Consider the following 8,380-nt stretch of genomic DNA (forward strand, 5'->3'; position numbering starts at 1 on the left):
CGCCCCTGGCCTTTCACTTGCAGCTCCATTCGGTTGCGCGGCGCAGTCCGTTGTCAGCTGCGGAGAAGCCGATGACAACGGCGTTGGCGCCCTGGCCTGACACCGAGGTCGCGGACCCGGACACGCCGGTGAACTGGGCATCGGATCCCGGCGGCAGGATCCGTGCACTCTTGCCGATCCAGATCACGGCTTGCGGCCTGGATGCACGGAAGGAGGGCGAACTGCCTGCTCCCACCGTCACGCCGGCAATCGCTGAGGCGGCGCTGGACGTGGCACCGGCAGCGGCAGCCCCGACGTCGGTGACGGCGCCGGTCGCGGCCCAGGCCACGGCGTGGGTTCCGTCGGCCACGCCGCTCTGGCCCACTGCCTGCCCGGTCGAATCGATCCCGAGCACTACTCCGCCTTTGCCGCTAAGGGTGGGCAGGGCCTTCGGAGAGCCGTCCGGCCCCCAGAGGACCGGAGTGGCATCGTCCCCGATGGCCACCCCGCCGGCGGTGCCGTCCGGACCGACAGCGAAGGCATGTCCGCCCCGGGTTCCGGACGGCAGTGCGAGCTCGTGGGGTGCGGTGGTCACGGAGGGCCAAACGGCGGCCCGCTCATCTTCGTCGGCACCCGGCCCGTCTGAATGTTCCTCGTCGGCGACCAGCGCCCCGGCGACGACGCCGCTGTCATTCACTGCCGCCGGCATCGCTATGTCTCTGGGTTTGACCGGTAAGGGATGGTACTGCCCGTCCTGCCACCACCAGCCCACCAGCAGCTCATTGGAGGCGTCATACCCTGTGCCGACGACGACTCCTGCCGCGTTCACGGACGCCGGGGCCGCGGCCTGGAGCGGGATCGCAAGCTGGGTGGGTTGGCCGTTCCGCCAAAGCACCGGCACCGACTCGCCGGCGGCGGTATCGGCGACGCCGACCACCAGGCCGTTGCTGCTCGACGCGACGGCGTTGCTGCCCCTGCCGCCGAGGCCGGGAAGGAGTTGCGGCGTGCAGTTCGTGGCCGCCGGCAGATTAGGACCGGCCGCGGTCGCAGCCACCGGCAACATCACCAGGCCACCCTCCAAGGTAAGCAACAACGCTGTAAGCACTGCCTGCAAGTGGATTTCCCGCGACCTGCTCACCTGAGGATCCCGGAAACCCCGTGCCCCGCGGCATACCCCACGCCGGGAAATTCCGCGACCACTACCGTGCTTGCCGTTGTGAAGAAATCCATAGTCCAGCAAAGTTGCTCCCGGAGTGAAACTCGCATATGAATCAGCACCGAAGCAACTCAATGTTGCCATGGCCACCCTGTACCCTGGAGCCTAGACTTAGGCTTCAGGGGTGTCACGAGTATCGGGTACCCGCATTTAGGACACCCTTGTTACTTGGAAAGTACACTCACCGGGCAGCTGGTCAAAGGTCCGGACGTCAGTGACGCACTGGCTAAATGGAAGACCCCTCTGTGAGGCTTGGGGCGCTGACAGTTGAATACGCCTCCCCCGCGAGCGATTCTGCCTTGCAGCAGGCGCTCAGTAGGAACTCGCCGAGGCGGGGGCCAGCCTCGTCCGATTCTTGAGCAATTCTTTACCGGACGGCCGCTCGATGTTGCGGTTCATCCTCGATCCTGACTCTGAGGTTTCCACGCTCGCAGACAGTTGGCAAAGCAGCTTGCCTGCCGGACAAGGAGAGGGTCTGCCGTGAAGTTCGAAGTTGCTGACCGTGGCCAAGGGCCGTCCTGGTGGCTCCACGAGAACGGGGAAGTACTGGCCTGGCCGGGCCGCTATTACGTCTCGCTTGCTTTCGCTGAACGCGAGGCGGCCGCGTTCAAGGCGGCCGCTGCCAGCGCGACATTCGAAATCCTCCCCGCCCCCGGAGGCTGGCAATGGCGTGCTGTTCAGGCGGTCGACTATTACATGGCCTACTCGCCGGGAGTTTTCGCCCGGCCGTCACAGGCCCGCAAGGCTGGCAGGGAGATCAGGCAAAACGCACGGCACGCCATAGGCCCCTAGAAATAACCGGGACGCCCTGCCGACCCGCTTGCCGCTTGGGCTTTCGCCATGCACCCTTTAGCGGCGATTCCGAATAAGCATCTCTTGCACAGGTTGCTAAGCATGCTTATTATGGATTCAGTCGTTTGGGAGAGCGGCTGCGAGGGGAATCGAAAAGGGTGCGCTCAGCGAACGGGGCGCACCCTTTCCCATGTCCAGCGCAGGCGACGGTGAGGCTCCCCGTTCAGGCTTGGCGCGCTCCAGATGATGTAGTTGGCAGCGGCAGGACCTTTCATCACCAGCATGTTGTTGCCGGGAGTGATCCCCCGCCGGCTGAGCGCCTGCCACAAGGCCTTCTCAGGCAGCGGTTGACGTCCCGACAGCAGGCACCAGCTCGTGTACACGCCGAACAGCTCGTCACGGCCTAGCCCCGTTTCACTGCCGGGCACCGCGCTGACCGCTTCCCTCAGGAACGCGTCGAAGTGCATGGTGTCTCCGGTCTGGGGCCCTCGACCAAAGATTCTCACAGGGAGCTCCCAGGGGATCGGCGTAAGCGTCAGACTTGCTGGTCTGAAGATATGTCCAGCCCCGCCACGTGTCCAGATCCCCGAACGGTACACGCAGCGCTGACTCCCGCTCTGTGTCCGGGGCATCCCTTCGATTGCAGTCAGCTCCCAGTTTTCTCCAAGGTTGGTGGGTACGTTCCGGATGTCGGTTCCTATGCCTTTACCAATCAAGGAGGATATGTGGGCCCCATCAAGAGTCTCTGGGCCATGGTCCAGGGCGATCCCGTCTTCATGCGGAGGGTCAACGGTTGGCTCGCCATCTTTTGGATTGTCATGATCCCCCTGTCGCTAATGATGGGGTGGTTGGATTCGGTCGTGTACGTGTCGGCTCTGTCGCTCTGGGCCCTGGTGTCGGGCCACTGGTCGGCTTGGCAGGCCGCTCGCGTGGAGGTCGCTCAGGCGGAGGACGCCAAGCGCCGGGAGAAAGAAGACCTGGTCGCCGAAGTGGTGGAAGCACTCTTGGCGCGCACCAATGTGGAACCGGCCGGGTCGCTGAGCCCCGGACGGCTTGAATCGACGAAGTGAAGGAGCAACCATGAACCCTGCGATCTCCGTCGTTGTCTTTGATGTGAACGAAACATTGTCGGATATGTCGCCGATGGGTGAGCGCTTCCGCGAGGTCGGGGCGCCCGCCGAAATGGCGAGACTCTGGTTCGCGACCCTTCTGCGTGACGGTTTCGCGCTGGCCGCCAGCGGAGACAACGGTTCGTTTGCCACCATCGGTGCCGACGTCCTCCAGGGAGTGTTGAGCGGCGTGGAGTTCGACCGGCCCCTTGACGCAGCTGTCGACCACGTCATGGCCGGTATGAAGGAACTCGGGGTGCACACGGATGTCCCCGAGGGGATCAGGGCCCTCGCCGCGGCGGGGTTCCGGCTGGTGACGCTCAGTAACGGCTCGGCGCAGATTGCCGGGAAGCTGTTCGACGATGCCGGGATCAGGGACGAATTCGAGGCGCTGTTGTCGGTTGAAGATGCTCCCGCGTGGAAGCCCGCCCGCAGCTCCTACGAGTATGCGGCGGCCAGGACCGGAACCGATCCGGGCAGCATGCTGCTCGTGGCCGTGCACCCTTGGGACATCCACGGCGCGGCCCGGGCCGGGCTCCGAACGGCGTGGCTGAACAGGACCGGGGACAACTACCCGGCCTATTTTGAAGCCCCCGACTTTACCGTTTACGCACTGACCGAGCTGGCGTCGACCCTGGCCGCAAGCGCCTAAGAAAAGGACGCCAACCATAGACGTGGGGAAGGACCTCCCCCGCTCCACCCTGGCGCACTCGCGACTACGTAGTTTTCGTCACAGGGCCTGTCATGGCCAGCGTGTTGTTGCCGCGCGTGATCCACGGCCGCCTTAGGGCCCACAAAAGCGCCTCGTCCGAAAGGGCTGACGCCCCGACAAAAGCCAATTACGCGCGTCGCTGCCGGGCCCCGACATGACAGCTTCCCGCATGAACGCGTCGAAATGCATCGCGCCTTCCGAGGGTTGGCGGCGGCAAGTTGCTTCACAATCCGCTCCGCCGTGTTCGGCGTCAGCAACTTATCGAAACGAGCGTGGGGCATTTTCATCGTGGAGGCCTTCGCTTTTAGGAGCGTCTTCGCGAAAGCCCGGAGGATGTGCGTGGCCTTGATTGCGCCTGCGCATCATTGACGTATGCCTCCGCCACCAAGCCTGTCTGCGAGGAGGGATCGCCAGTCGCGATCTACGCGAAAGATGCCTGGCAGAGCGCTGGAGAGATTCAATGGGTCGTATGAGTGGCCAGAGATAATCGGGCAGGATCTACTATTCTTCAGGAGTTTGCCACTTTCTCCGTGCGTGTACCGGGACCGGTCACGGCCCAAACCGACAGGCCGGTCCGGCTCGGCGGCACTGCTACCTGCGCTGGGAGAGGCTGGCCTGAGCCATCCAATGGATTCCCCGGCCCCGAGGTACTCCTTTCCTTGGAGGAGTAGGGCGCCCACTCTCGAGCCGGGCTTTCCACTTTTTCCTGCTTCACCGCGGGCCTCTGTCTACCCGGGGTTTGTGAATCTCTCCCTGCCACATCTCAGCCATGAAGGGCAGGGTGCCATGGGATAGATCCGGTCAATCTCTTACCGCGTCCGTGAACCGGCGCGTCCCGCCCGTTTTTGTCGACACCCGGATTATGCTTAGGTCAGCCTTACCTAATAAGGTTGGCGAAATGACCACGCAGCTTGAAATTGCGGGGGTTCCTTTCGCTTGGGGGCTGGCGGACTACGGAGATACCCCTGCCATCATTACCGACCGGGTGACCCTGTCCTACCGTGAATTGGCCGAAAGGGTCGAGGGCTTCGCCCGGAAGTTGGGCACGGGACGGCGGCTGGTGGCCCTTGCGGCGTCCAATGATGTCGAGTCCCTGGTGGCATACCTGGCAGCCCTGGTGGGCGGGCACCCCCTCATCCTTCTTCCGGAAGACAAACCCTCATCCCTGGACACATTGGTATCCGCGTACGATCCAGACGTCGTCATCCGCCCTGGCAATGGGAACATGTCGCTGTTGGAACGGCGGCAGGGCAGCCGGCACGAGCTGCACCCGGATCTTGCCCTGCTCCTAAGCACGTCAGGATCGACAGGTTCGCCAAAGCTGGTGCGACTTTCCCACGGCAATCTCCAGGCGAACGCGGAATCCATTGCCTCGTACCTGAGCATCACCGCAGAAGACCGGGCCGCTACTACGTTGCCGATGTCCTACTGCTACGGGCTCTCGGTGATCAACAGTCACCTTTTGCGCGGTGCCACGCTGGTGCTGACCGGACTGTCCGTCGTCGATCCATGTTTCTGGGAGCTGTTCCGACAGCGGCACTGCACCTCGTTCGCCGCCGTCCCCTACACGTTCGAGCTTTTGGACCGGGTGGGTTTCGGCGCCTTGGATCTGCCGGACCTGCGCTACATCACGCAGGCTGGTGGGCGCCTGGCGCCCGCCCAGGTGCGACGTTACGCGCACCTGGGCGGGCTGCAGGGGTGGGAACTGTTCGTCATGTACGGGCAAACGGAGGCTACTGCCCGGATGGCCTACCTGCCCCCGCACCTTGCGGCCGAGCATCCGGAAGCCATCGGACTCCCTGTGCCCGGAGGTGCGTTCCGTATCGACCCCGTTGATGGGCTGCAGCATGGCGAGCTGGTGTACAGCGGGCCTAACGTGATGCTCGGTTACGCCGAAACCCCGGAGGACCTGGCCCGGGGCCGGACCATCAGGGAACTGCGCACCGGGGACCTGGCGCGGAAGAACGCCGCCGGCCTTTACGAAGTGGTCGGCCGGCGCAGCCGCTTCGTGAAGATCGTGGGCCTGCGCGTTGACCTCGGACAGGTCGAACGCGTCCTGGCTGACCTCGGGGTACCCGCGGCGAGCACCGGTACCGACGAACGCCTGGTCGTGGCCGTGGAGGGCGAGCATGACACCCAGCTTCTGTCCAAGGTCCTCGCCCAAGGCGTGGGGCTGCCGCGCGCAGCCCTGGCCCTCTACGCCGTCAAGGAGCTGCCCCGCCTGGGCAGCGGGAAACCTGACTACCCTGCAGTCGCCGCCCTTGCCACTGAAAGGACGCCAGCGGTCCAAACCTCACCCGATGCTCCCACCCCGGGGCGAGGTTTTGCGCAGACGAGCGATCCGGCATCAACCGGACCGTCTGACGACGTCCTGCGCAGCACTCCAAACACCGTCACGGTGAAGCAGATATTTAGAGACGCCCTTGAAGTTACCGTGGTCAAGGACAGCGACACGTTCGTCTCGCTCGGCGGGGACTCCCTCTCCTTCGTCGCCGCCTCGGTCCGGTTGGAACAAGTACTGGGCCACCTGCCCCCGGACTGGCATGTCACACCCGTGGGTAGGCTGGAGCCTGCGCCGAACCCGAAGGGCCAGGTCCGCGCACCGGGCAAGAAGCGAATCCTGGCACCGGTCGATACGAGCATCGTCCTTCGGGCCGTCGGCATCGTCTTCATCGTCAGCACCCACATTGGGCTTTTCGACTGGCAGGGAATGGCCCATGTCCTCATCGCCGCCGCAGGGTACAACTTCGCCCGTTTCCAGCTCTCCGGTCAACGAAGGCCCCGTCTTCGGCGCCAGCTCGTCAGCGTTGCCCGGATCGCGCTGCCCGCGATGGCGTTCATCGCCCTCGCCTACCTGGTCACTGACCGGTACAGCCCGGCCAACATCGTGCTCCTCAACGCCGTCCTCGGGCCTGTGGAAGTCACGACCCAATGGCATTTCTGGTTCATCGAAGACATTGTCTACATCCTCCTGGTCATGACCGCCCTGCTCGCCATCCCCTGGGTCTACCGCAGCGAACGCCGCTTTCCGTTCCTTTACCCCCTGATACTGTTCGGCGCCGGGCTACTCACCCGCTACGAGATCGTAGAACCGGGCGTGCCGCACACCATCCCCGCACTCTGGCTCTTCGCCCTCGGCTGGGCCGTGGCACGCTCGCAAAACCTCCTGCAGCGACTGCTGGTCTCGGCGCTAACGGTACTCACCATCCCTGGCTTCTTCGACGACGTCCCGCGCGAATCCACGATGATCGCCGGCATCCTGCTGCTCACCTGGATCCCCGCCCTCCCCGTGCCACGTGTCCTGACCCGACCCACCGTCCTCCTGGCCAGTGCCTCAATGCACATCTACCTCGTGCACTGGCTCGTGTATCCGCCGCTGGCCGACACCAGCCGTGTCCTGGCGGTGGCCACGTCTCTGGCCGCAGGAATTGTCTACTGGATATTCTGCAACCGGTTCACCAGCGCCTTTCGCTTGTTCCGGGACCCCAGCAGGAAATTGGCCAGAATGAAACACCCAGTGGGCCGCCGACGCCGAGATTCCGCTGCCCCCGCCGGCGGAACCTCAGCCGGGACCGGCAAATACCGAACCTTTAGAGACAGGTAATGCGAGACAGAAGACCACCTTTGGCGCTCACTGTCCTTCGATGCCCGCGGAAACCGCTTCAGGCCGAAGGCGGTCCCACAACAAATCCAGTCTTGCTCGCTATCTGTGGGCGTAGGTAAGGCAGTCTGCGTTGTCTTTTCCTGGTCCGACGTGAACTTCGGGCGCGTGGCACATCAAATGGTCGTTGTGGATGCACTCAGCGCGCTGGCAGGCACCCACGTCAGCCAGCACCTTGGGAAGTCCACCATGACTTCCCGTGTCGACGAATGTCGCACAGTGAGCATGATTCTCACCGCCACTGACTGTGATCGCAGAAGCGTTGCAGTTGGTGTGGTCGTTGAATGAACAGTTCGTCACGCTGCAGTCAGCTACATACGTTGTCATGCCGGGATTCTTGCAGTTCAACTCCGAACTTGGCCGCCCGATTTTTCCAACCTAGGCCCGGCTCCCCGCTATTGAAAAGCCCCAATTTCATGACCCACCAGTGCTCGGCCAAGGAACAGCCCTCGTCCCGGTCGGAGTCAGCAGCGCGTTGGGTAAGGGCAGCGGAGACTGGAAGCCGCCGAGAAACGGCGCGCAAAGCTAACGCGGCGCGCCTTTTCTGGGCCCGATAGGGCCCAAATCAGACCCCGGCCGTGAGTTCTTCACACTCAGCAATCAGCCGGCGAGCCCGGTGTCACGGGAATTTAATGCCCCCGCCCGGTCTTGCCGCTAATACAGGCCCTTTGTATGCGGCCTCTGTGAGGAACAATCCCCCGAGACTTTCAAGGACACTTTCATGCCTCATCCCGATCCCCTCTGGACCTCGCTTCGTATCGGGTCCACCGAGTTGCCCAACCGTGTCGCTCTGGCGCCGATGACCCGTGTCAGCGCCACCGAGGACGGCCACGCCACCGGGCGCATGGCATCCTATTACTCCCGCTTCGCGGCCGGCGGCTTCGGCTTGCTCATCACTGAAGGCATCTACA

8 protein-coding genes are annotated in these 8,380 nt (G+C 63.8%); 5 read left to right on the plus strand and 3 right to left on the minus strand.

Annotated features, from left to right (window positions below):
• Positions 1-13 precede the first annotated feature (13 nt).
• Positions 14-1,045 (minus strand): hypothetical protein, encoded by a 1,032-nt coding sequence (locus PUN71_RS21965; RefSeq protein WP_283532423.1) that lies wholly within the window; start codon positions 1,043-1,045, stop codon positions 14-16.
• A 630-nt stretch (positions 1,046-1,675) separates the two neighbouring features.
• Here PUN71_RS21965 and PUN71_RS21970 point away from each other — a divergent pair.
• Entirely contained in the window at positions 1,676-1,987 is a 312-nt protein-coding gene (locus tag PUN71_RS21970) for a hypothetical protein (RefSeq protein ID WP_277800123.1), read from the plus strand.
• Positions 1,988-2,151: 164 nt separating this feature from the next.
• On the opposite strand, the gene PUN71_RS21975 is transcribed toward PUN71_RS21970, so the two are convergent.
• Entirely contained in the window at positions 2,152-2,454 is a 303-nt protein-coding gene (locus tag PUN71_RS21975) for a hypothetical protein (protein ID WP_277800124.1), read from the minus strand.
• A gap of 258 nt (positions 2,455-2,712) precedes the next feature.
• Here PUN71_RS21975 and PUN71_RS21980 point away from each other — a divergent pair, with 258 nt between their 5' ends.
• The 3 genes from PUN71_RS21980 to PUN71_RS21990 all read left to right on the plus strand — a co-directional run bounded on the left by PUN71_RS21980 (position 2,713) and on the right by PUN71_RS21990 (position 7,412).
• On the plus strand, positions 2,713-3,057 hold the full coding sequence (locus tag PUN71_RS21980; protein WP_277800125.1) for a hypothetical protein: 345 nt from the start codon (positions 2,713-2,715) through the stop codon (positions 3,055-3,057).
• A gap of 10 nt (positions 3,058-3,067) precedes the next feature.
• Positions 3,068-3,748: a haloacid dehalogenase type II gene (locus PUN71_RS21985; protein ID WP_277800126.1), complete on the plus strand. Its 681-nt coding sequence runs from the start codon at positions 3,068-3,070 to the stop codon at positions 3,746-3,748.
• A gap of 958 nt (positions 3,749-4,706) precedes the next feature.
• A complete protein-coding gene (locus PUN71_RS21990; protein ID WP_277800127.1) occupies positions 4,707-7,412 on the plus strand; it encodes an AMP-binding protein in 2,706 nt (901 codons plus the stop codon).
• Between the two features lie 99 nt (positions 7,413-7,511).
• Here PUN71_RS21990 and PUN71_RS21995 read toward each other — a convergent pair whose 3' ends face one another.
• Positions 7,512-7,796, minus strand: a complete 285-nt coding sequence (locus PUN71_RS21995; protein ID WP_277800128.1) for a DUF1540 domain-containing protein — start codon at positions 7,794-7,796, stop codon at positions 7,512-7,514.
• A 394-nt stretch (positions 7,797-8,190) separates the two neighbouring features.
• Here PUN71_RS21995 and PUN71_RS22000 point away from each other — a divergent pair.
• Positions 8,191-8,380, plus strand: a 190-nt coding sequence (locus tag PUN71_RS22000) for an oxidoreductase (RefSeq protein WP_502861295.1), incomplete at its 3' end; no start/stop codon positions are given.

Origin of the sequence: Arthrobacter sp. NQ7 (assembly GCF_029581595.2) — a bacterium.
Lineage (GTDB): Bacteria > Actinomycetota > Actinomycetes > Actinomycetales > Micrococcaceae > Arthrobacter > Arthrobacter phenanthrenivorans_B.